22 protein-coding genes and 2 pseudogenes are annotated in these 20124 nt (G+C 73.8%); 11 read left to right on the forward strand and 13 right to left on the reverse strand.

Features of this window, described 5'->3' with window-relative positions:
- Nucleotides 1-43 precede the first annotated feature (43 nt).
- The gene (locus ABZ807_RS02745) at nt 44-445 is read right to left on the reverse strand and encodes a ChaB family protein (protein WP_357152232.1); all 402 of its coding nucleotides are present in this window, start codon (nt 443-445) and stop codon (nt 44-46) included.
- A gap of 133 nt (nt 446-578) precedes the next feature.
- Here ABZ807_RS02745 and ABZ807_RS02750 point away from each other — a divergent pair, with 133 nt between their 5' ends.
- The 3 genes from ABZ807_RS02750 (at nt 579) to ABZ807_RS02760 (ending at nt 1888) form a co-directional block, all read left to right on the forward strand.
- The gene (locus tag ABZ807_RS02750; RefSeq protein WP_357151850.1) at nt 579-995 is read left to right on the forward strand and encodes a DUF2795 domain-containing protein; all 417 of its coding nucleotides are present in this window, start codon (nt 579-581) and stop codon (nt 993-995) included.
- Between the two features lie 52 nt (nt 996-1047).
- On the forward strand, nt 1048-1509 hold the full coding sequence (locus ABZ807_RS02755) for an SRPBCC family protein (protein WP_357151853.1): 462 nt from the start codon (nt 1048-1050) through the stop codon (nt 1507-1509).
- Nucleotides 1510-1627: 118 nt separating this feature from the next.
- A complete protein-coding gene (locus ABZ807_RS02760; protein ID WP_357152235.1) occupies nt 1628-1888 on the forward strand; it encodes a hypothetical protein in 261 nt (86 codons plus the stop codon).
- Nucleotides 1889-2119: 231 nt separating this feature from the next.
- Here ABZ807_RS02760 and ABZ807_RS02765 read toward each other — a convergent pair whose 3' ends face one another.
- Nucleotides 2120-2581 (reverse strand): hypothetical protein, encoded by a 462-nt coding sequence (locus ABZ807_RS02765; protein WP_357151855.1) that lies wholly within the window; start codon nt 2579-2581, stop codon nt 2120-2122.
- Between the two features lie 164 nt (nt 2582-2745).
- On the opposite strand from ABZ807_RS02765, the gene ABZ807_RS02770 reads away from it, so the two are divergent.
- Nucleotides 2746-3114, forward strand: coding sequence for a DUF6401 family natural product biosynthesis protein (locus ABZ807_RS02770; RefSeq protein ID WP_357151858.1), 369 nt, complete (start codon nt 2746-2748; stop codon nt 3112-3114).
- Between the two features lie 88 nt (nt 3115-3202).
- On the opposite strand, the gene ABZ807_RS02775 is transcribed toward ABZ807_RS02770, so the two are convergent.
- Nucleotides 3203-4078, reverse strand: coding sequence for a hypothetical protein (locus ABZ807_RS02775; RefSeq protein ID WP_357151861.1), 876 nt, complete (start codon nt 4076-4078; stop codon nt 3203-3205).
- 201 nt (nt 4079-4279) lie between these two features.
- Here ABZ807_RS02775 and ABZ807_RS02780 point away from each other — a divergent pair, with 201 nt between their 5' ends.
- The gene (locus ABZ807_RS02780; protein WP_357151864.1) at nt 4280-6406 is read left to right on the forward strand and encodes a SpoIIE family protein phosphatase; all 2127 of its coding nucleotides are present in this window, start codon (nt 4280-4282) and stop codon (nt 6404-6406) included.
- A 188-nt stretch (nt 6407-6594) separates the two neighbouring features.
- Here the strand turns inward: ABZ807_RS02780 and ABZ807_RS02785 are convergent, their stop codons facing one another.
- Nucleotides 6595-7374 carry a glucose 1-dehydrogenase gene (locus ABZ807_RS02785; protein WP_357151866.1) on the reverse strand — a complete coding sequence of 260 codons (780 nt, stop codon included), beginning with the start codon at nt 7372-7374 and terminating at the stop codon, nt 6595-6597.
- Nucleotides 7374-9218, reverse strand: a complete 1845-nt coding sequence (locus tag ABZ807_RS02790; RefSeq protein ID WP_357151869.1) for a glycoside hydrolase family 15 protein — start codon at nt 9216-9218, stop codon at nt 7374-7376. Before ABZ807_RS02790 ends, ABZ807_RS02785 begins: the two co-directional genes overlap by 1 nt.
- 108 nt (nt 9219-9326) lie before the next feature.
- On the opposite strand from ABZ807_RS02790, the gene ABZ807_RS02795 reads away from it, so the two are divergent.
- Nucleotides 9327-9914: a general stress protein gene (locus ABZ807_RS02795; RefSeq protein ID WP_357151872.1), complete on the forward strand. Its 588-nt coding sequence runs from the start codon at nt 9327-9329 to the stop codon at nt 9912-9914.
- A 52-nt stretch (nt 9915-9966) separates the two neighbouring features.
- Here the strand turns inward: ABZ807_RS02795 and ABZ807_RS02800 are convergent, their stop codons facing one another.
- Nucleotides 9967-10557 carry a DUF1684 domain-containing protein gene (locus ABZ807_RS02800; protein ID WP_357151875.1) on the reverse strand — a complete coding sequence of 197 codons (591 nt, stop codon included), beginning with the start codon at nt 10555-10557 and terminating at the stop codon, nt 9967-9969.
- 25 nt (nt 10558-10582) lie between these two features.
- On the reverse strand, nt 10583-11110 hold the full coding sequence (locus ABZ807_RS02805) for a GNAT family N-acetyltransferase (RefSeq protein ID WP_357151877.1): 528 nt from the start codon (nt 11108-11110) through the stop codon (nt 10583-10585).
- Nucleotides 11111-11269: 159 nt separating this feature from the next.
- On the opposite strand from ABZ807_RS02805, the gene ABZ807_RS02810 reads away from it, so the two are divergent.
- Together ABZ807_RS02810 and ABZ807_RS02815 are read left to right on the forward strand one after the other, a co-directional pair.
- Nucleotides 11270-11752 (forward strand): MarR family transcriptional regulator, encoded by a 483-nt coding sequence (locus ABZ807_RS02810; protein ID WP_357151880.1) that lies wholly within the window; start codon nt 11270-11272, stop codon nt 11750-11752.
- A gap of 10 nt (nt 11753-11762) precedes the next feature.
- Entirely contained in the window at nt 11763-12749 is a 987-nt protein-coding gene (locus tag ABZ807_RS02815; protein ID WP_357151883.1) for a pirin family protein, read from the forward strand.
- Nucleotides 12750-12803: 54 nt separating this feature from the next.
- Here ABZ807_RS02815 and ABZ807_RS02820 read toward each other — a convergent pair whose 3' ends face one another.
- Nucleotides 12804-12932 (reverse strand): hypothetical protein, encoded by a 129-nt coding sequence (locus tag ABZ807_RS02820; RefSeq protein WP_357151885.1) that lies wholly within the window; start codon nt 12930-12932, stop codon nt 12804-12806.
- A gap of 248 nt (nt 12933-13180) precedes the next feature.
- The gene (locus ABZ807_RS02825) at nt 13181-13933 is read right to left on the reverse strand and encodes a hypothetical protein (RefSeq protein WP_357151888.1); all 753 of its coding nucleotides are present in this window, start codon (nt 13931-13933) and stop codon (nt 13181-13183) included.
- A 379-nt stretch (nt 13934-14312) separates the two neighbouring features.
- On the opposite strand from ABZ807_RS02825, the gene ABZ807_RS02830 reads away from it, so the two are divergent.
- Entirely contained in the window at nt 14313-15134 is an 822-nt protein-coding gene (locus tag ABZ807_RS02830; protein ID WP_357151891.1) for a SigB/SigF/SigG family RNA polymerase sigma factor, read from the forward strand.
- A 106-nt stretch (nt 15135-15240) separates the two neighbouring features.
- Here ABZ807_RS02830 and ABZ807_RS02835 read toward each other — a convergent pair.
- Nucleotides 15241-15336 (reverse strand): annotated as a pseudogene (locus ABZ807_RS02835) (N-acetyltransferase); the annotation flags it as partial.
- Nucleotides 15337-15358: 22 nt separating this feature from the next.
- Nucleotides 15359-15712, reverse strand: a pseudogene (locus ABZ807_RS02840) (amino acid permease); the annotation flags it as partial.
- Between ABZ807_RS02840 and ABZ807_RS02845 the strand changes: the two are divergent.
- Entirely contained in the window at nt 15687-15848 is a 162-nt protein-coding gene (locus tag ABZ807_RS02845; protein WP_357152237.1) for a DUF397 domain-containing protein, read from the forward strand. The pseudogene ABZ807_RS02840 and the gene ABZ807_RS02845 overlap by 26 nt on opposite strands.
- Nucleotides 15849-15872: 24 nt before the next feature.
- A complete protein-coding gene (gene hrpB / locus ABZ807_RS02850; protein WP_357151894.1) occupies nt 15873-18476 on the forward strand; it encodes an ATP-dependent helicase HrpB in 2604 nt (867 codons plus the stop codon).
- Nucleotides 18477-18483: 7 nt separating this feature from the next.
- Here the strand turns inward: hrpB and ABZ807_RS02855 are convergent, their stop codons facing one another.
- Both ABZ807_RS02855 and ABZ807_RS02860 read right to left on the reverse strand, forming a co-directional pair.
- Nucleotides 18484-19209: a protein phosphatase 2C domain-containing protein gene (locus tag ABZ807_RS02855; RefSeq protein ID WP_357151897.1), complete on the reverse strand. Its 726-nt coding sequence runs from the start codon at nt 19207-19209 to the stop codon at nt 18484-18486.
- A gap of 154 nt (nt 19210-19363) precedes the next feature.
- Nucleotides 19364-19903: a DUF402 domain-containing protein gene (locus ABZ807_RS02860; protein WP_357151900.1), complete on the reverse strand. Its 540-nt coding sequence runs from the start codon at nt 19901-19903 to the stop codon at nt 19364-19366.
- Nucleotides 19904-20124 lie beyond the last annotated feature (221 nt).

The following is a 20124-nucleotide window of genomic DNA, read 5'->3' on the forward strand; positions in this document are numbered from 1 at the left end:
GGCCGTCCCGGACGGGACGGCCCCCGGTCACATGCGTACCCGGTCAGTCGCCGCGGGCGCGGCGGGTCTCCCGGTCGTTGGCCTTCTCGATCGCCTTGACCAGTTCCGGCTTGGTCATCCGGGACCGGCCGGGCACGTCCAGCTTGCGGGCCACCTCCATCAGGTGGTCCTTGGTGGCGTTGGCGTCCACCCCGCCCGCGGTGGGGGCCCGTCGGGCCGGCCCGCCGCCCTGCGCCTGCAGGTCGCTGGGTCCCTTGCGTCCCTTCGGCTCCCAGTGGTCGCCGACCTTCTCGTACTCGTGCTTGACCGCGGCGAACGCGGTGCGGTGCGCCCGCTCCCCCTCGCCGTACGTCTCCACTGCCGAGTCGTGCGTCTTCTCCCAGGTGCGCTGCGCCTTCTCCGGGGAGCGCCGCAGCGTGCTGGGCAGTACCTCGCGCCCGGGCATCTCGTCCTCCTCCGCGTCGATGTCCTCCACACGGACGGTTCCCTGGGGCTCCGCCGGCAAACTCGCGCGCCGATTCGTGACCACGTGCCGGGTTCGGTGTTTCCCGAGGGCCGGCGGGGGTAGCACACAAGGCATGGAACGTGGCAGCAGCAAACACGGACCGAGGGTCGACGAGCAGATGAGCCGGGAGGTCGCCGGCCTGGTCCAGGGGCCGGGCACCGGTGGCTCACGCGTCGAGGAGTTCCGCGAGGCGGAGCCGGCCGGCGAGGACCAGCCGGGCGCCACCACGGCGCCGGGGGGCGCGCTGCGCAGCGGCAACCCGCAGGGGATGAGCTCGCAGGACGTGGAGCAACGCAGCCGGCTGGGGCGGTACATCACCATGACGGCCCTGCCCGGCGACCGCGAGGCGCTGATCGCCAACGCCCGCGAGAACACGGCGCCCGCCGACCTGATCGCGGAGCTGGAGCGACTGCCCGACGGCACGCGGTACCGCACGGTTTCCGAGGTGTGGGCCGCACTCGGTCACAAGAACGAGACGACGCGCTGGTGACCGGATCGATCCACGATCCGGACGAGCACCGGCGGCCAGAGGAGGAATCTTCATGAGCGGCGTTACCGAGCACGTGGACGTCTCCGTCCCGATCCGCACCGCGTACGACCAGTGGACCCAGTTCGAGGAGTTCCCCCACTTCATGGAGGGGGTGCAGGAGGTCCGGCAACTGTCGGACACGATGACCCACTGGACCGTCGAGATCGCCGGGGTCAAGCGTGAGTTCGACGCCCAGATCACCGAGCAGCTCCCCGACGAGCGGGTGGCCTGGAAGTCGACCGGCGGCACCCAGCAGGCCGGCGTGGTCACCTTCCACCGGCTCGACGAGGGCAAGACCCGGATCACCCTGCAGATGGACTTCGAGCCGCACGGCGTGGTCGAGCAGGCCGGCGACAGGCTGGGCGTGGTCGACCGTCGCGCCAAGGGCGACCTGGAGCGGTTCAAGCAGTTCATCGAGCGCCGCGGTCAGGAGACCGGCGCCTGGCGGGGCAAGGTGGACCGCCCGCAGCCGTGACCCATTCCCCCGGAACTCACGCATCCCGATGGCCGCCGGCACCCCGGCGGCCATCGCCGCGTCCGGGCCCCGCGCCCAGCGGCCGTTTGCGATCATCAGCCCCGGGTACGGCAAGGGGATGACGGAGAACGACGACAGAATGTGGCGGGACGAGCAGAAGACCCCGCTGGAGGAATTGGACCGGGCGATCGCCCGGTCGACCATCGACGGGCAGGGCGACGACGTCACCGGCAACGACGCCGGCGAGGAGGCCGCCTTCGGGCACGGCCCCGAGGCGGTGGACCGGGGCGCCGGGCCGGAGGCCGAACGGCGCGAGATGACCGACTCGGAGCGGACGTACCGCCCCTCCACCACCGGCCGGACCGGCCCCGACACCTGACGCCCACCCACCTGGCCGACCCCGACGTGGATCCACTCCCGGCCGCGGCGACGCCGCGTGGTCGCCGCCGTGGCGTCGGGTGGGTGGGCACGTCGGAGTCGGCCCATGGTGGCCACGGTGATCATCGCCGGGCGACGCCGGCCGGCGTCGACCGGCGAACCCGCCCTCCGCCGACTGACGCCCACCTCGCCACCCTCCCCCCGACGCCGGGACCGTGCTGCCCGCCTCAGCTCAGTCGCATCGTGAGCCCGGCTCGCCGGGACGGGCCTCGTGCCCGGATCGGCCCGGGGTGCGCCGCCGCTCCTTCATCTCCGCCTCGTACAGGTGCCGCCGGCCGTCGACCAGTTGGTCCCGGGCGGCGCGGTCCAACTCGCGGAAGAGCGCGTAGTAGTTGTCGTCGAAGTCCTCAACGATCTGGAACGTCCAGCGACCGGCGATCACGTTGCGGCCGAGCAGCTCGATGGCGACCCGCTCCGCGATGTCGTCGTGGCCGGCGGCCCGGAACCGGGCCACCGCGTCGTCGAGCATCAGGTCGGCGTGCCCAATCATCTGGTGCAGCGAGTAGAGGTGCCCGCGCGCCCGCTCCACCGTCTCCAGCGCCTCGCTGAGCTTGCCCAGCGCGGCCACCGTCTCGTCGGTCACCCCGTTCGGCCGGCGGTGCCGCCGATCCGGGCCGTCCTCGTGCTGTCCCATCCGTCCCTCCGTGGTGCTGGCTGCGCCCGGTTGCGCCCGGTTCTCCCTCTGCCCGGCCTGGCCCGGGTCAATCCCCGCGGCGGAGAGTGGCCGACCCGATGAGGACCCGGGACCGACCGAGCGGCCGAGGCCGTCGGGCCGTCGGGGAATTAACGTGGGTCCCCATGCGTGTGCCGTATTCCCAGGTCGCGACCCGGACCGCCGCGAGCGCGGCGCGGTCCGCCCTCGCGCTGCTCTCCGCCTCGGTGGGCGCCTCCGGCCTCGCCGCGGCCGCCGCCGACCCCGGCCTGCTCGCCATGGTCGACCAGCACGCCGCGGCGGTACGCGACAGCCTCGACGGAGACCGGCGTCCGCTGTCCCCGGCGGCGCTGGTCGGGTACGCCGACGGCCTCCGGGCAGCCGCGCTAGAGCACGGCCTGGTCCCGCCGACCCGCGCGGTCGACTGGACGGAGCCGGACTGGCTGCTCATCCGCCTGCTGGCGGTCTGCGCGCTGGCCCGCACGCTCGACCCGCGCCACCTCGAAGCAGCGTAACGCCCCCGAGACACCCGTCCCGCACGCGGGACGCGACGGAGGGGTGCCCGCGCCGTGCGCGGACCCCCTCCACCGGTACGCCTCAGACTCAGCTGCCCGGACGCGGGAACTGCTGGGTCTCCTCGCCCACGTTCCCGGACTGGTACGTCCCCCGGCCCCCGGCCGCCGTCCGGGCCTCCTCGGCGCGCGGCATGGCCTGCGTCCGCTCGCCGGCCCGGTCGGCCATCTGCCGGTTCATGTCGCCCCGCCCGGCCGCCTGCGCCTGACGGCGCTCCTGGATGGCCCGCGACTCCTGGGCCGCCCGGTCCAGCCAGCGGTCCCAGCGGCTCTGCATCGGCTTCACCAGACCACCGCCGACGCCGACGATCAGGATGCCGGCCACCGTGGCGAGCACCGCGATCAGCACGGGCGTGGTCACCGTGGTGGCGATGCCCACCTGGTTCAGCGCGGCGATGACACCGAGCGCCACGATGAAGATGGCCGCCAGGTCGGCCAGGATCTTGCCGTACGAGAGGCCCCCCAGCGCGCCGGTGACCAGGTCCCGGACCGCGTTGGCGATCGCGGCCGCCACGACCACGATGATGATCGCCACGAACGCGCGGGGCAGCCAGGCCACCACGCCCCGGATCAGGTCACTGATCGCGTTGGGTCCCCACACCCCGAAGGCGAACTGCAGGGTGAACAGCAGGACCGCGTAGTACGCGAGCCTCGCCAGGATGTCACTGGCGTCGTACTTCGTGCGTTCGAGCGCGCGTTTGACGCCACCCCGTTCGACCGCCCGGTCGAAGCCCACCCGTTCGAGTACGGTATCCACGATTTTGAGTACCGCTCGGGCGATGAGCCAGCCCACCACGAGGATCGCGATGAACGCGATCGCCCTCGGGATGAAGAGCAGCACCGACCTCCACATGTCGGTCAGGGCGTCGCCGATGCTGACCTGCCTGACCGCAAGGGTTTCCGGCATGATGTCCCTCCTGTCGCCTGGACTGCGCCTTCCGCGTACCCGGTCGGTCCGGCAGCACGCCGCGCGACGCGGGGTCAATTTCCCGACATGTCCTCGGAAAGAGCCCTGAGCTGCCGTAACACCATCGTCGACGAACCGCTCGCAGCGGCCCGGAGGGCATGATCCAAACGACTGCGGGATGCTCCGGCTAGGCTGCGTGACATGCCAGGCACGGTCGGGCGAGTCCCCACGCCAGCAGCCGCCGCCCCCGGACCGGCCCCGGTCTCGCCGGTGGCGGCGACCGTGCTCGCCCACCCCTGGGCGGGCACGCCACTCGGGCCGCCGCAGCAGTGGGACCCGGCGGTACGCGCCCTGGTTGACGTGATCCTCTCCTCCCCGGTGCCGATGGCGCTCTACTACGGCGACGAGTTCGTCCTGCTCTACAACCAGGGCTACTCCGAACTGATCGGGGACCGGCACCCGGACGCCCTCGGCCGGCCGGCCGCCCAGGTCTTCGCAGACCTCTGGCACACGCCGGGGGCCGGCGACGTGATCGAGCGGGCGTACCGGCGGGGCGAGTCCTTCCTCCAGCGGGAGTCCGCGCTGCCGCTGGACCCGCACCTCGCGGCCAGCGGCGACCAGGCGGTCTTCACCCGCGGCAATTCCCCGGTGCGGGACAGCGCCGGCCGGATCGTCGGCGTGCTCACCGTCGCCGCGCAGACCGCCCAGCTCACCCGGCAGTTGCAGAGCCTCAGCGACTTCGCCGCCGCGCTCTCCGGCACGCTCACCCTCGACGACGTGGCCCGGGTGACCCTGCGGTACGCGCTGCACTCCTTCGACGCCGACCGGGTGTCCTTCGCGGTCGACGACGGCGCGGGCTGGCGGATGGTCCGGCGCATCCGCGGCGAACTGCTGGACGAGGCCGACGAGCGGCTGCCCCCGCTGTGGCGGCCGATCCCCGCAGACTCCCCCGCCCCGGTGGTGGTGACCGCCCGCAGCGGAGTGCCGTACTTCGTCGGTGACGGCCAGCCGCTGCGGGCGAGCGCGGTGGACCGGCACGACCAGAAGATCCGCGCGCTGGCGGCGCTGCAGCTGCGCTCCTCGGTGATCCGGGGCGGGCTCGCCGTCGGCCACCAGACGCCGCACGGCTGGTCCGCCGCGGAGCGGGCACTGCTGGCCGCCTCGGCGGAGCTGGTCGGCCAGGCGGCCGAGCGGGCCCGCCGGTTCGAAACCCAGCACGGCACGGCCCAGCTGCTGCAGCGCAGCATGCTGCCGGAGCGGCTGCCGGCGCCGCCCCGGCTGCGCATCGCCGCCCGGTACGACCCCGGTGTCGACGGCAACGCCGCCGGTGGTGACTTCTACGACGCCTTCCTGCTGCCCACCGGCGACCTGGGGGTGGTGCTCGGCGACGTCGCCGGCCACGACGTGCAGGCGGCGGCCCGGATGGGGCAGGTACGGGCGGCGCTGCGCGCCCTGGCGCTGACCGACCCGCGCCCGGACGCGGTCCTGGCCGGGCTGGACCGGCTGGTGGCCAGCCTCGGCACCGAGACCGGCACCCAGGAGCTCTTCGTCACCGTGGTCTTCGGTCTGGTGGACGCGGGCCGGGGCGAGATCACGCTGGCCAGCGCCGGGCACCCGCCGCCACTGGTCCGGCGCTGCCTGCCCGACGGCTCGGTGACGGCCACCTTCGTCGAGCTGCCGGCGGCCGCCCCGCTCGGGCTGGGCTGCCGGCCGCGTACCGCCACCGTGCCGTTCCACCCTGGGGACACCCTGCTGCTGTACAGCGACGGGGTGGTCGAGCGGCGACGGCAGAGCCTCACCGCGGGGCTGGACGGGCTGGCCACGGCGGTTGCCGGCGCGGCCAGCGGGGACCCGCGCGCGCTCTGCGCGGTGGCCACCGGTGCGGTGGCCGGGGCGACCGAGGACGACGTGGCGGTGCTGGCGGTGGAGCACGCGCTGAAGCCGAGCCGCTCGGTGAGCATGGAGATGCCGGCCGAGCCGACCGCACCGAGCCGGGTGCGGCACTGGATGACCGCGCAGCTGACCGACTGGCGGGTGCCGGACGCGGTGATCGGCGCGGCGGTGCTCTGCACCAGCGAGCTGACCACCAACGCGCTGCTGCACGCCGGCACGGCCGCCCGGGTGGAGATCGACCTGAGCCCGGAGCGCCTGCTGGTGTCGGTCGCCGACTCGGGCACCCGGGGCACCGTCACCCGCGCGCAGACCGACATGTTGAGCAGCCGGGGTCGAGGGATCGGTCTGATCGAGCAGCTCTCCGACGCCTGGGGGACCGACCCCACGGTCCGTGGTTCGACGGTCTGGTTCGAGATCCTCATCCCGGCGGGGTGAGCGCGGGCGTCGGCGCGGCCCGGCGAGCACCCGCTCGGCCAGGGCCCGGCCCAGGTCCCGCCCGGAGCGCCAGGCGCTCTGCACCCGGGGCCGGCCGAACGCGTCGCCTCCACCCGGTGATCGTACGAGTCCACTCGGTGATCGCAGGTGCCACTGCGGCCGGCGGGTGACCGGCGCGGCCGGGGCGGTCAGGCCCCCTGGCCCTGGTTCTGCATCAGGCCGCCGTCCATGAAGTACGTCGACCCGGTAACGTACTCGGCGTCGTCGCTGGCCAGGAAGACGGCCAACTTGGCGATCTCGCCGGGCTGGGCGGCCCGCTTCCACGGAATGGACTGCACCTGTTCCTCCAGGTACTGCGGGTCGTCGATGGCCCGCTGGTTGAACGGGGTGAGCACCATCCCAGGTCCGATGTTGTTGACGTTCATGCGCATCGGCGCCACCTCGAGGGCGAGGCTCTTGGCGAACTCCAGCATGGCGCCCTTGCTGGAGTCGTAGTCCGCCCCGCCGGCCCGGGCCACCTCCTGGTGGATCGAGGTGATGTTGATGATCTTCCCGTGTCCGCCCTGGTCGCGGCGGTGCCGCACGAACCGCCGGGAGCAGAAGAACGTCCCGTAGACGTTGGTGCGGATGCACCGGTCCCAGGTCTCGGTGTCCAGGTCGGCGACGGGGATGCCGGAGGCGTCCACCCCCGCGTCGTTCATCAGGATGTCCAGCGCGCCGAACTCGGCGAGGGCCTCGTCGAACATCGCCTCCACCTGGTGCTCAACGCTGATGTCGCCCTGCACCACCACGGCCCGCTGGCCGGCCTTCTCCACCTCGGCCCTGGTGTGGTTGGCGCCGGCGTGGTCCTGGAGGTAGTGCACCACCACGTCGGCGCCCTCCCGGCCGAACTCGATCGCCGTGGCCTGTCCGATCCCCGAGTCCGAGCCGGTGATCAGGGCGGTCCTGCCCGCCAGTCGTCCGGTCATCAGCGTGCTCCCTCCGTCGGTCCCGCACCGGCCGGCACGGGCTGTCGGTCGCGTTCCGTGGTCTGCCGGGCCCGCTCGTCGGCGTCGGTGAGGTGGCCCGCCGCGTTGATCAGACCGATGTGCGAGAAGGCCTGCGGGAAGTTGCCCAGGTGCTCGCCGGTCGCCTGGTCGATCTGCTCGGCGTACAGCCCGAGGTCGTTGACCCGGGCGGCGAGCTGCTCGAACAGCTTGCCCGCCCGCTCCCGCTCCCCCGCCTGCGCGAGGCAGCCGACCAGCCAGAACGAGCAGATGACGAAGCCGGCCGGGTCGTCGTCCCAGCGGCGTAGCAGGCCGTCGTGGGACAGCCGCCGCTCCACCACGTCCATCGTGGAGCGCATCCGGGGGTCAGCCGCCGGCAGGAAGCCGACCAGCGGCATGATCAGCACCGAGGCGTCCAACTCGTCGGAGTCGAAGGCCCCGGTGTACGCACCGAGCCGCTCGTTCCAGCCGCGCGCCAGCACCACCTCCCGCACCTCGTCGCGGGCCGCCACCCAGCGCGCCACGTCCGACGGATCGCCCAGCCGGGAGCCGAAGCGGACCGCCCGGTCCAGCGCCGTCCAGCACTGCACCTTGGAGGAGACGTAGTGCCGCTCCGCGTCGCGCGCCTCCCACATCCCGGCGTCCGGCCGTCGCCAGTCCACCACCGCCCGGTCGGCGAGCGCGCGCAGCAGGTGGCGTACGTCTGGCGACATCGGGTCCAGGTAGTCGCGCATCAGCCAGGCCGCGTCGAGGATCTCCCCCAGCACGTCGTTCTGCCGCTGCCGCCAGGCGTCGTTGCCGACAAGAACCGGCCGGCTGCCGGCATACCCGGCGAGGTGGCCAAGAGTGTGCTCGGTGAGGTCCCGCTCGCCCTCGACGCCGTACATGATCGGCACCGGCTCGTCGTCGATCCGGCCCATCGCCCGGCTCACCCAGGAGAACTGCCGGTTCGCCTCGTCGGGGCAGGCCGCCAGCCAGAGCGCCTGGAGGGTCAGGCTGAAGTCGCGGACCCAGACGAAGCGGTAGTCGTAGTTGCGATCGCCACCCAGCAGCTCGGGCAGCGAGGTGGTCGCCGCGGCCACCACCGCCCCGCTGGGCTGGTAGGTCATGCCCTGCACCACCATCGCGCTGCGTCGCACCGCGTCCCGGTAGCGGCCCCGGTAGTCGTGCAGCGCGGCCCAGGAGCGCCAGCCGGCCACGGCGTCGGCGACCACCCGGTCGGCGTCCGGTAGCGCCGGCCCCTCGTCCTCCGAGGCGGGGGCGTATCCGAGGGTGAAGCGGTAGGTCTCCCCGGCTCGGACGGTGACCCGGGCGGTGGCGCGGCCCTGCCCGCAGGTCAGCGGGACGTCGGCGCGCAGCCGCAGCCGGCAGCCGCCACCGGCCGCGGTGATCACCCCGCCGGAGTCCATCAGGTACCCCGTGACCAGCCCGTACTCGAACCGGGGCTGGTAGTCCACCAGCACCGGCACCTCGCCGGAGAGTCCCTCGACCACCCGGCCGAGCATCTGTGGGGAGCGCCGACCGATGTCGTGCCCACGCGCCCCGGGCTCCAGCGCCAGGGCGTCGGTGACGGCCACCACGCCGCTCGCCGTGGTGAAGACGGTACGCAGCACCAGCGTGTCGTCCAGGTAGGAGCGATCGGTCGTGTGCCCGCCCTCCGGCCGGATCGACCAGTGCCCCGCCCGATCGTCGAGCAGCCGCCCGAACACCGACGGCCCGTCGAACCGGGCGGGGCACCACCAGTTCACCGAGCCGGCACGGTCCACCAGCACCGCGCTGCGACCGTCGGCCAGGAACCCATGCTCACTGATCCGTCCGCTCTGCACGCCGATGCCTACCCGGGCCGGGACGGCAGCATTCCTCGACGCCGGCGGCGGATGGGCGTTACCGGTGGGGACCGCCGGGAAGACGGATGGTCGACGAAGGAGGAAGCGATGACCAGACCCTCGAACCCGGCTGCGGCCTGGCGACCCGGGATGCCGGGCGGCGGCAACCTCCCGTCCGGCCCGGCCGGCCGGCCGGCCATGCCCGGCGGCGACGGGCACGGACCGGAGGCCGGGGCGCCCACCGTGACGATCGGGTCGTACCCGGACTATCCGTCCGCGCAGCGGGTGGTGGACTACCTGGCGGACAACCGGTTCCCGGTGGAGCACACCGCGATCGTGGGCACGAATCTGACCCTGGTGGAGACGGTGCTCGGTCGGCTGACCACCGGGCGGGCCGCGTTGCTCGGCGCTGGCACCGGCGCCTGGTTCGGGCTCTTCATCGGCCTGCTGTTCGGCATCTTCACGGCCGGCAACTGGGTGGCGGTGATCCTGGTCGGGCTGGTCATCGGCGCGATCTGGGGTGCCGTCTTCGGCGCGGTCGCGCACGCCATGTCCGGCGGCCAGCGCGACTTCACCTCGGCCAGTTCGCTGCGCGCCGGCCAGTACGCGGTGATCGTGGACGCCAACCTCGCCGACCAGGCGCGCCAACTGCTGGGTCGGATGCATCTCACCCCGACCGGCACGACCGCCCGCTGAACCGGTCCCCCGACGCCCCGGCGCACCGCGCGCCGGGGCGTCGCGGCGGGTGTCAGGGCCGCCGGTACGCCAGTTCGCCAGCCCGGATCGGCACGTCCACCCGGTTCTCGGGCAGGGCGAGCGGGCAGGCCCACCGGTCGTCGTAGGCACAGCTGGGGTTGTAGAGGTAGTTGGCGTCCAGACGTACCCGCCCGCTGGGGAGCACGCTGAGCCCGCGGCCGTGCGTCCCCTTGACGGTGTCGGTCAGGTACCGCCCGCCGCCGTAGCTCTCCCGGCCGCTGGTGCCGTCGTGCAGCGGCACGAAGAGCCCGCCCCCGTACGCCTCGATCCACCAGAGGGTGAGCGGGCCCCACGGGGTCTGCGCCACGGCCACCCGCCGGTAGGTCACGACGCCGTCGGGGCCGCCGGTGTCGATGCTCGCGGTGCCCGAGGCCGGGCGCAGCGGCGCCTCCACGACGGCGTCCGGGTTGGGCGGGAACCAGCCGAGCCCGGGAAAGGCCGCCCGGTCGGCGGCCGGGACGGGGCTGGCCGGGTGCCCGGCGAACAGCTCGTCGCGGGCCGCCCGGAAGCCGGCCAGGTCCAGGTCGGAGAGGTGGAGCCGGGCCACCCGCTCCCGCCAGTCGAGCAGGTCGAGATCGTCCACCCGCCGAGCCTAACCGGGGTGCGGATCAGGCGTCGGTGGCCAGCCGGGCGTGCAGGTGCTCGTCGTACCGGCGGCCGTCGCCGTACCGGTGCGACTCCCGCAGGGTGCCCTCGTCGGGATATCCGGCGCGGGCCGCGACCCGGCACGACGCGGGGTTGGCGACCGCGTGGCAGAGCTCGATCCGGTGCAGTTCGAGGTCGGTGAAGGCCCAGGCGGTCAGCGCGGTGACGGCCCGGGATGCCACGCCGCGGCCACGGGCGGGGGCGGCCGTCCAGTAGCCGATCGAGGCATTGCCGTCGTGGATCTGGAAGAGCGAGGCCCCGCCGAGCAGGGTGCCCTCGGCCGCGTCGGTCACCGCCAGCGACAGCTGGCCCACCGCCGTGCGGTCCGCCCGCCGGCGCAGCCATTCGCGGGCCCCCGCCTCGTCCCGTACGCCCTGCGGGTTCCACTGTTCCACCGCGGACTCGCACAATGCCGTCAGCACGGCAGGGGCGTCCTCCGCCCGCCATGGACGCAGCAGCAGGCCGGTGGCGGTGAGCTCGACGAGATCCACGGGCCGGAGTCTGCCACGGGGCGGCGCGGCACGCCCGTGCTTTTTGCTCCCGGCGGTCGTTCAAATCGAAATGATGAACCCGGCGCTCCTCCCCACCATAGGCACCGCCAGGACAACGGGCGCTTTGTTGAAATTTGAAAGAGTGGTACTGTCGCAGTCGTGACGGAGAGTCTGGACAGCGAGCGGATGGCCTCCTGGCGCGCGTACATCGAGGCCAGTCAGCGGCTGTTCATACAGTTGGAGGAGGACCTGCGTGCCGAGACAGGCCTCACCTTCGCCGACTACCACCTGCTGGTCCTGCTCTCCGAGGCACCGGGGCAGCGGCTGCGGATGGGCGAGCTGGCCAGCCGGCTGGTGTTCTTGCCGAGCCGGCTGACCTACCAGATCTCCTCGATGCAGAGGCGCGGCCTGGTCGCCCGACAGCCCTGCCCGGAAGACCGGCGCGGCAGCGAGGCCGTGCTGACCGCCGCCGGCCTGCTGACGCTGCGCGAGGCCGCGCCGCACCACCTGCGCTCCGTGCGCACCCACCTGATGGACGACCTCGACGACGCCGAGGTCGCCTGCCTCACCCGGGTCTTCGAGCGGCTCGGCCGGCGCCTGCGCGCCGACCGCGACGCGTCGTCCACCCCGGACAACAAGTAAGGAGCCCGAGATGCCCGCCATCACCGTCGACGACGTCCTCGTCCTGCCCCGCCTGCCGCAGCTGGACGAGTCCACCACCTTCCGTCCGATCCGCCGGCTGACCACCGCGCCGAGCGGTTTCGAGGGCGAGGGCTTCCCGGTCCGCCGGGCCTTCGCCGGCGTCCCGCTGACCGAGCTGGACCCGTTCATCCACCTCGACCAGATGGGCGAGGTCGACTACGCCCCGGGCGAGCCGAAGGGCACCCCGTGGCACCCGCACCGCGGCTTCGAGACGGTGACCTACATGATCGACGGGATCATGGACCACCAGGACTCGCAGGGTGGCGGCGGGACCATCACCGACGGCGACACGCAGTGGATGACGGCCGGCAGCGGCCTGCTCCACATCGAGGCGCCGCCGGAGCACCTGGTGGTGAGCGGCGGCCTCTTCCACGGCCTCCAGCTCTGGGTCAACCTGCCCCGGGTGGCGAAGATGAATCCGCCGCGTTACCAGGACATCCGCGGCCGGGAGTCGGCGCTGCTGACCACGCCCGACGGCGGCGCGCTGATCCGGGTGATCGCCGGGGAGGTCGCCGGGCACCAGGGCCCGGGCTCGACCCACACCCCGATCACCATCGCCCACGTGACGCTCCAGCCCGGCGCGGAGCTGAGCCTGCCCTGGCGGCCGGACTACAACGCGCTGGTCTACGTGCTGGCGGGCCGGGGCACGGTGGGCACTGACCGGCGGCCGATCCACCTCGGTCAGCTCGCCGTGCACGGCCCGGGCGACGCGCTGCGGGTCACCGCGGACGCGAGGCAGGACGGCAACACTCCCGCCCTGGAGCTCTACATCATGGGTGGGCAGCCGATCCGGGAGCCGGTGGCGCACTACGGCCCGTTCGTGATGAACACCCGGGACGAGCTGATCCAGGCGGTCGAGGACTTCGAGGCCGGCCGGCTCGGCGTGATCCCGGCCGGGCCGCTGCCGCACACCGGCGGCGAGGGCGCCCAGCCCTGACCGGTCCCGTACGCGGTGGGCGTCCCGGGCACATCCGGGGCGCCCACCGACGATTCAGGAGACGGCGAAGATGCCGGCCACGCCGAGGATCACCATCAACAGGACCGCCAACAGCGCACCCCGCTCCCCCTCCACCGCCTGCTCGCGGTATTCGGTCACGGTGTTCGTCGTCTCGGCGGGCATGCTGTGGCCTCCTCGTGTGTTCGCGTCTCGGGTGCGCTGGGCCGCCACCAGGGCACTCGGGACGGACCCGACGTGCGGACCGGTGGCGGGGCACCTACCGAGAGGGCGTTGTCGACGACCTCTGGGGGCTGGGCGATGCAGGATTGGTTCCTGACCGCTGAGGAACGCGCCAACCCGGTGTCAGAGTTACCCGTCTGGACGACCGGAAACCCCGCCGAGCCGTTGATTCACGGTTCCGCGTACTTCGGCTACGACGGCAGGCCGCTGCGGGCCCGGCGCACCGGCACCTGGTGAGGGGTGGCCACGTGCTCCGCCCGGGCCTGCTGCCCGCCAGGGTACGGTGTCAGCCCACCCGGGTAGGCGAACGAGGTGCGCGGGGCGTAGAAGCCCCAGTTGATCAGTAGCGGGTTCTGCGGGCGCAGCGCGTAGGCGGGGTGCCCGGGCTCCAGGAACTCCACCGACTCGATCTCGAACGGGTCGACCGGCTCCGCGATGAACGGGTAGACGGCGCTGAGCAGCTGCCCGGCGCAGTGGGTGAAGTAGCGGTGGTGCCCGGCGCGGACCACGTGCCCGGTCGCGCCGACCCGCGCGCGGGCCCGGATCAGGGGCACCCCGTCGGCCACGGTCTCGGCGACCAGCGCCTCGCCCCGGACGTCGATGGTGGTCCGGCCGAGCACCGCGGGGGCGCCGCGGACGACCGCGTACTCCCGCATCCGGGGGCTGGAGGTGACGTAGTGGGTCCACCAGCCGCCCGGCGTCACCCCGTCCGGCGCGTCCACCCCGTCCAGGCCCACGCCGAGGTAGGTCAGCGAGTAGGCGCCGAAGCCGGAGGTCTGGGCGTCGTCCTCCACCACGTGCTGGTTCATGAAGACCTGCCGGTCCGGGCGCGGTCGCAGCCCGGGCGGCACGAGCGCGGCGACGGCGTCCGGATCCGCCGGCAGCCAGCTGAAGTGCAGCGTGGGACTGTCGACGACGAGTTGCGGATCCGCGGGGTCCAGCACGACGCCTCCGTACCGATGGGTCTAGGGCGACGGTACGTGCGGTCCTGTCAACGGGACAAGGACGGAAAGCCGAGAGTCCTTCGCCGTGTCGGGTCGGCGATTGACCGGTCGGTCGGGCCGGGGTGGCCGACCGGACCGGGCGATGGGGGCGTGCGTCCGACGGCCCATCGGACGAGCGACCCGGCATGCGGATCACAAACCGGCCAGCGTCATGTTCGCTATTACGGGATTCATGACTCAAAATCACTTAAGCACATCGTACTTTCGGCTAGATTTCGCCGAGCCGATCAGGCTAGGGTGAGTCCCGAACGGACCATCTGGAGCTAAACCAAAGCGTCACGTCTCTTTATCCGCGGACGAGGTGCAGGGAGGGCCACCCATGACCGCGCCAGCGACCACCGAGCAGCCGGCCACCACCGCGACCACCGAGAAGCTGGACCCGCGCGCGCTCACCGACAGCGCCGCCGACCTGCTCAACGCGATGGCCGCGCTGCCCGCCAACCACCCGTCCCGGGCCGCGATGCGCGACCGGGCGATCGAGGCGTGGCTGCCACTCGCCAACCACCTCGCCCACCGCTACAGCGGCCGCGGTGAACCCACCGACGACCTGGCGCAGACCGCCGCCGTCGGCCTCATCAAGGCGACCGACAAGTTCGACCCCTCCCGCGGCGTCGACTTCGCCGGCTACGCCATCCCGACCATCATCGGCGAGCTCAAGCGCCACTTCCGCGACCGCACGTGGGACATCCGGGTGCCCCGCCGCCTCCAGGAGCTGCGGCTGGCCATCTCCGACGCCAACAGCTCGCTGCTGCAGACCCTCGGCCGCTCGCCGACGGTCGCCGACATCGCCGCCCACCTCGAGCTCACCGAGGAGGAGGTCCTGGAGGGCCTGGAGGGCGCCCGCGCGTACAACGCGGTCTCGCTGTCCACCCCGACCGGCGACGGCGACCGGGCGACCGAGCTGGGCGACATGCTCGGCGGCGAGGACAGCGAGTTCGAGCTGGCCGAGCTGAGGGTCGCCCTCGGCCCGGCGCTGGCCACGCTCGACGAGCGCGAGCAGAAGATCCTTACGCTGCGCTTCTACGGCAACCTGACCCAGTCGCAGATCGCCGAGCAAATCGGCGTCTCGCAGATGCACGTCTCGCGGCTGCTGGCCCGGGCGCTGACCAAGCTGCGGGGTCAGCTCGACGGAACGTACTAGGCAGCGGCGGGTGTGTCCGCCGCCCGGCGCAGCGTCGCCACGAGGCCGTCGAGGTGAGGTGACGGACCGGGGCCCGGGCACCGGCCCGGGCCCCTGTCGCGCGTGCTCAGCGGCCCGCCGGCTCCCGCCACATCGGGAAGAACGGGGTGCCGTCGGGCAGGCGGAACGGCTCGGTGCCCCGGTAGCCGTACCGGGCGTACAGGTCGCGGCAGCGCTCGCTGCTCGGCCAGGTTGAAGATCAGCAGGACGCTGTCCTGGCCGGCCCGCTCGGCGATCCGGTCCGGTCCGGTGGCCACCGTCATCGTCCAGGACGACAGCGCGTAGAGCCCGGCGATGATCGCGACCGAGAGGTAGGTGGCCATCGGCACCGTCCGGCGCGGGTCCTTGCTCTCCTCGCTGAAGACCACCGAGGACTCGAAGCCGACGAAGCCGGTGATGGCGAGCACGAGCACCGCCCCGGCGCCGGGGACGAGGAAGTTCTCCGGCGACAGCGCGGACACGCTGACCTCACCGCCGGCCGGATGGGTGAGCTGGCCGAGGTCGTAGACGAGGATCACCGCGATCTCGGTCACCAGCAACTGCGTGGAGGTCGCCACCGTCGACGATCGGGTCGCCGTCCGCGACAGCAAGGACCGGGGCGGGCCGGTGCTGGTGTTCCCGTCCGAGACCTGGGCCGCCTTCGTCACCGGCGTCGACGCGGTACGCCCCGGCTGACCGCCGGGTGCCACAGTGGGCACCATGCTCTCCGACGTACCCCTCGAACTGCCGGTCAGTCCGGTGCTGCCGGCGCTGGTCGCGGCGCTGGCGGAGGCCGGCAGCGCGGTGCTGGTCGCGCCGCCCGGCACCGGCAAGACCACGCTCGCGCCCCTCGCGGTGGCCGACGAGGTCGACGGCCGGGTGGTGGTCGCCCAGCCGCGCCGGGTGGCCGCCCGCGCCGCGGCCCGCCGGATGGCCGACCTGCTCGGCGAACGGGTGGGCGGGCGGGTGGGGTACGCGGTGCGCGGCGAGCGGCGGGTCGGTCCGGCCACCCGGGTGGAGGTGGTGACCACCGGCCTGCTGGTCCGCCGCCTGCACCACGACCCGGAGCTGCCGGGGGTCGACGCGGTGCTGCTCGACGAGGTCCACGAGCGGCAGCTCGACGCGGACCTGGCGCTGGCCTTCGCGGTGGAGTCCCGGGCCACCCTCCGCCCCGACCTGTGGCTGCTGGCGATGTCCGCGACGCCGGAGGCGGACCGGTTCGCCGCGCTGCTCGGCGCCGACCGGCCGGCCCCGGTGGTCCGGGCCGAGGCGGCGCTGCACCCGGTCACCCGGATCTGGGCGCCCCCGCCCCGGCCGGTGACGCCTCCCGGCGCGGGCCGGGTAGACCCGGCCCTGCTCGACCACGTGGCGGCCACCGTCCGGCGGGCGCTGCACGAACGCGACGGGGATTTGCTGGTCTTCCTGCCGGGAGCCGGCGAGATCGCCGGCGTGGCCCGGCGGCTGGCGGACCTGACCGATCGGGTGGCCGTCCTGCCGCTGCACGGGAGGCTGCCCGGCCCCGCGCAGGACGCCGCGCTGCGCCCGGCCGACCGCCGCCGGGTGGTGCTGGCCACCGCGGTGGCCGAGAGCAGCCTCACCGTGCCCGGCGTGCGGGTGGTGGTGGACGCGGGGCTGAGCCGGGTGGCCCGCACCGACCTGTCCCGGGGGCTGGGCGCCCTGGTCACCGTCCCGGTCTCCCGGGCCGCCGCCACGCAGCGCGCCGGCCGGGCCGGGCGGGAGGCCGCCGGCCACGTCTACCGCTGCTGGTCGGCTGCCACCCACGAGCGGCTGGCCCCGCAGCCGGAGCCGCAGATCGCCACCGCCGACCTGACCGGCTTCGCCCTGGAGCTGGCCGCCTGGGGCAGCCCGGACGGCGCTGGGCTGGCGCTGCCCGATCCGCCGCCGCCGGCGGCGCTGGCGGTGGCCCGGGAGACCCTGGCCAGCCTCGGCACGGTCGACGCCGATGGCCGGATCACCGCCCGCGGCCGGGCGATCGCCACCACCGGCGCCCATCCCCGGCTGGGCCGGGCCCTGCTCGACGGCGCGGCACGGATCGGTGCGGACCGGGCGGCGGAGCTGGTCGCGCTGCTGGCCGAAGATGGCCTGACCGGCCGGGACGACGACCTGGTCGCCGGCTGGCGGCGGCTGCGCGGCGGCGTTGACCCGGGTATGACCGCCCGCTGGCGGGCCGAGGCGCGCCGGCTGCACAGCGCCCTGCCCACCGGCGGGGCCGGGACCGCCGGCGACCCGGCCGGCGCGAGGCCGTCCGGGGCCCGGATCGGCCCGACCGGCACCGCACGACAGGGCGCCGCCGACCGCCGGGCGGGGGGCCGGGACCACCTGCCCGACGACCTGGCCGCCGGGCTGCTGGTGGGGCTGGCGTACCCGGAGCGGCTGGCCCGGGTGCGCCGGGCCGGCGGGACGTCGTACCTGATGGCCGGCGGGACCGCGGCGGAGCTGGCGCCCGGGTCGGGGCTGGCGGGCCTCGACTGGCTGGCCGTCGCGGCGGCCGACCGTTCCCCCGGCGCGCCGGCCGCCCGGGTACGGCTCGCCGCCGGGCTGGACGAGGCGACCGCCCGGGAGGCGGGCGGTCCGCTGCTGCGCCAGGCGCGGGAGGTCGGCTGGAGCGACGGTGACGTGGTGGCCCGGGAGGTGGTCCGGCTCGGCGCGATCGAGCTGCTGACCCGCCCGCTGACCCGGCCGGAGCCGGCGCTGCTGGCGGCGGCGCTGCGCGACGGGCTGCGCCAGGAGGGGCTGGCAATGCTGAGCTGGACGCCGCAGGCCCGGGCGCTACGCGAGCGGATGGCGTTCTGCCGGCGGGCGCTCGGCGGGGACTGGCCCGAGGTCAGCGACGCCGCGCTGCTCGACGCCGCCGACGACTGGCTGGGCCCGGAGCTGGCCGCCGCCCGGCGCCGGGCCGACCTGACCCGGGTCGACGTGACCGCCGCGCTGCGCCGGCTGCTGCCGTGGCGGCAGGCGGCCCGGCTCGACGAGCTGGCCCCGGAGCGGATCGAGGTGCCCAGCGGCTCGAAGATCCGGGTGGACTACGCGGACCCGGCGACGCCGGTGCTGGCGGTGAAGCTCCAGGAGACCTTCGGTTGGCCGGCGGCGCCGCGGATCGCCGACGGCCGGGTGCCGGTGCTGCTGCACCTGCTCTCCCCGGCCGGCCGGCCGGTGGCGGTCACCGCCGACCTGGCGTCGTTCTGGCGCACCGGGTACCCGCAGGTCCGCGCGGAGCTGCGCGGCCGCTACCCGCGTCACCCGTGGCCGGAGGACCCGGGCAGCGCCGCGCCCACCCGGCACGCCACACCCCGGCGACGCTGAGCCCGGCTCACTCCTCGACGATGTCGGCGATCAGCACGGTGACGTTGTCCGGCCCGCCGGCCCGCAGCGCCAGGTCGATCAGGCGGCGCGCGCACAGCTCCCGGTCCGGGGTCTCGGCGAGCACCTCGGCGAGGGTGTCCGGCCGGACCACGTTGGAGAGGCCGTCGCTGCACAGCAGCCAGCGGTCGCCGGCCCAGGGGACCATGGTCGCGTACGCCGGGGAGACGTCCTCGCCCTGCAGGGCCTGGGTGACCACCGCCCGCCGGGGGTGGCTGGCGGCCTCCTCGGGGCTGATCAGGCCCTGGTCGACGAGCATCTGCACGAAGGTGTCGTCCCGGGTGACCTGCTTGAGCGTGCCCTCGCGGAACAGGTAGGCCCGGGAGTCGCCGACGTGGGCCAGGGCCAGGCAGCTGCCGGTGCGGGCGAAGAGCAGGGCGGTCAGGGTGGTGCCCATGCCCTGCCGTTCCGGATCCTCGGCGACCGCCTGGCGGATCCGCGCGGTGGCCAGCTCGATGCCGCTCTGCAGCGCCGCCACCAGGGCGTCCTCGGGGGTCTCGACGTCCAGGGGGGCGATCGCGTCGATGGCGATCCGGCTGGCCAGGTCGCCGGCCGCCATCCCGCCCATGCCATCGGCGACGGCGACGAGCCAGGCACCGGCGTGCAGGGCGTCCTGGTTTCCGCTGCGGATCAGCCCACGGTCGCTCGTCCCGACGGAACGAAGCTTCAGGGTCATGGGAGGCAGCCTGCCAGGCCGAGGGCGCTGTTGTCTCTAGGAGATCAGGACCGCGGGTCGTGGCGCGGCGAATCTCACTGCCGTTGACGTCCCCGGGCGACCCGCTCCCGACCCGGCGGAAGGTCGACCGGATCCCCAGCGCCATCGGGCCTGACTATCGGTCGAGGTCTGCCGGCAGCCGTAGTACCGGCCAACGCTGATCCGGACGAAAGTCGGTGTACCTGCCGTCGAACGGGAAGTCCCCCGCTTCGACCAGCTTGATCAGCCGTTCGCCCTCAGCCCGGACGGCGGCAGCGGTGACGCTGTCGAAGTAGAGCGGATTTCCGATGCGCTCGTCGAACTCGTCGGTGTCCTTCCACTCCCACTGCCGCTGCGGCGTCACGACGATGTCGAGGATGAGATCGTTGGTGTCCACGCCGTCGGGTCGCCGGACGTACGGCTCTTCCAGGTTGACGTACCACCCGGCGAAGAGGCCCTCCTGGAAGAACCACCACACCGAGTAGGCCGCCTGCGGCGGCATGAGCACCAGGATGTCGTATCCCTGCCAGGTCAGCACGGTCAGCTTCGGATCGCGCATCTGATCGACGGTGACCTCGTGCTGGGTGTTGCCATCGGCGTCGACGAGCCGCGCGAAGTCGCTCCCGGCCGGATGCCAGAGCAGCAGACCTTCCTCGTCATCGGCAACCACCCGCATCGGCTGCACCCACGTGCACCATCGCCCGCGCAGATATCGGCGTGTGATGACCTGTCCCGGCTCAAACGACATCGCCGCAGCGTAACCGATCTTGGTTGGACCCACGTGCCATCACTTCCCGTTGCCCTGCGGGCCACCGGCAAGGAGCCCTGCGGGCCACCGGCACGGAGGAGAGTGGCGGGCACGACTGGACGACAGCGGCAGCGAGTGCGCGCCACGTC

The sequence above is a fragment of the Micromonospora sp. NPDC047548 genome, from assembly GCF_040642975.1.
In the GTDB taxonomy this organism is placed as follows: Bacteria; Actinomycetota; Actinomycetes; order Mycobacteriales; family Micromonosporaceae; genus Micromonospora.

Excerpts from the sequence above, each read along its gene's own strand:
- ABZ807_RS02745 (WP_357152232.1), bottom strand. The coding sequence starts at position 445 with ATGCCCGGGCGCGAGGTACTGCCCAGCACGCTGCGGCGCTCCCCGGAG.
- ABZ807_RS02750 (WP_357151850.1), top strand. The coding sequence starts at position 579 with ATGGAACGTGGCAGCAGCAAACACGGACCGAGGGTCGACGAGCAGATG.
- ABZ807_RS02755 (WP_357151853.1), top strand. The coding sequence starts at position 1,048 with ATGAGCGGCGTTACCGAGCACGTGGACGTCTCCGTCCCGATCCGCACC.
- ABZ807_RS02760 (WP_357152235.1), top strand. The coding sequence starts at position 1,628 with ATGACGGAGAACGACGACAGAATGTGGCGGGACGAGCAGAAGACCCCG.
- ABZ807_RS02765 (WP_357151855.1), bottom strand. The coding sequence starts at position 2,581 with ATGGGACAGCACGAGGACGGCCCGGATCGGCGGCACCGCCGGCCGAAC.
- ABZ807_RS02770 (WP_357151858.1), top strand. The coding sequence starts at position 2,746 with ATGCGTGTGCCGTATTCCCAGGTCGCGACCCGGACCGCCGCGAGCGCG.
- ABZ807_RS02775 (WP_357151861.1), bottom strand. The coding sequence starts at position 4,078 with ATGCCGGAAACCCTTGCGGTCAGGCAGGTCAGCATCGGCGACGCCCTG.
- ABZ807_RS02780 (WP_357151864.1), top strand. The coding sequence starts at position 4,280 with ATGCCAGGCACGGTCGGGCGAGTCCCCACGCCAGCAGCCGCCGCCCCC.
- ABZ807_RS02785 (WP_357151866.1), bottom strand. The coding sequence starts at position 7,374 with ATGACCGGACGACTGGCGGGCAGGACCGCCCTGATCACCGGCTCGGAC.
- ABZ807_RS02795 (WP_357151872.1), top strand. The coding sequence starts at position 9,327 with ATGACCAGACCCTCGAACCCGGCTGCGGCCTGGCGACCCGGGATGCCG.
- ABZ807_RS02815 (WP_357151883.1), top strand. The coding sequence starts at position 11,763 with ATGCCCGCCATCACCGTCGACGACGTCCTCGTCCTGCCCCGCCTGCCG.
- ABZ807_RS02820 (WP_357151885.1), bottom strand. The coding sequence starts at position 12,932 with ATGCCCGCCGAGACGACGAACACCGTGACCGAATACCGCGAGCAGGCG.
- ABZ807_RS02830 (WP_357151891.1), top strand. The coding sequence starts at position 14,313 with ATGACCGCGCCAGCGACCACCGAGCAGCCGGCCACCACCGCGACCACC.
- hrpB (WP_357151894.1), top strand. The coding sequence starts at position 15,873 with ATGCTCTCCGACGTACCCCTCGAACTGCCGGTCAGTCCGGTGCTGCCG.
- ABZ807_RS02855 (WP_357151897.1), bottom strand. The coding sequence starts at position 19,209 with ATGACCCTGAAGCTTCGTTCCGTCGGGACGAGCGACCGTGGGCTGATC.
- ABZ807_RS02860 (WP_357151900.1), bottom strand. The coding sequence starts at position 19,903 with ATGCGGGTGGTTGCCGATGACGAGGAAGGTCTGCTGCTCTGGCATCCG.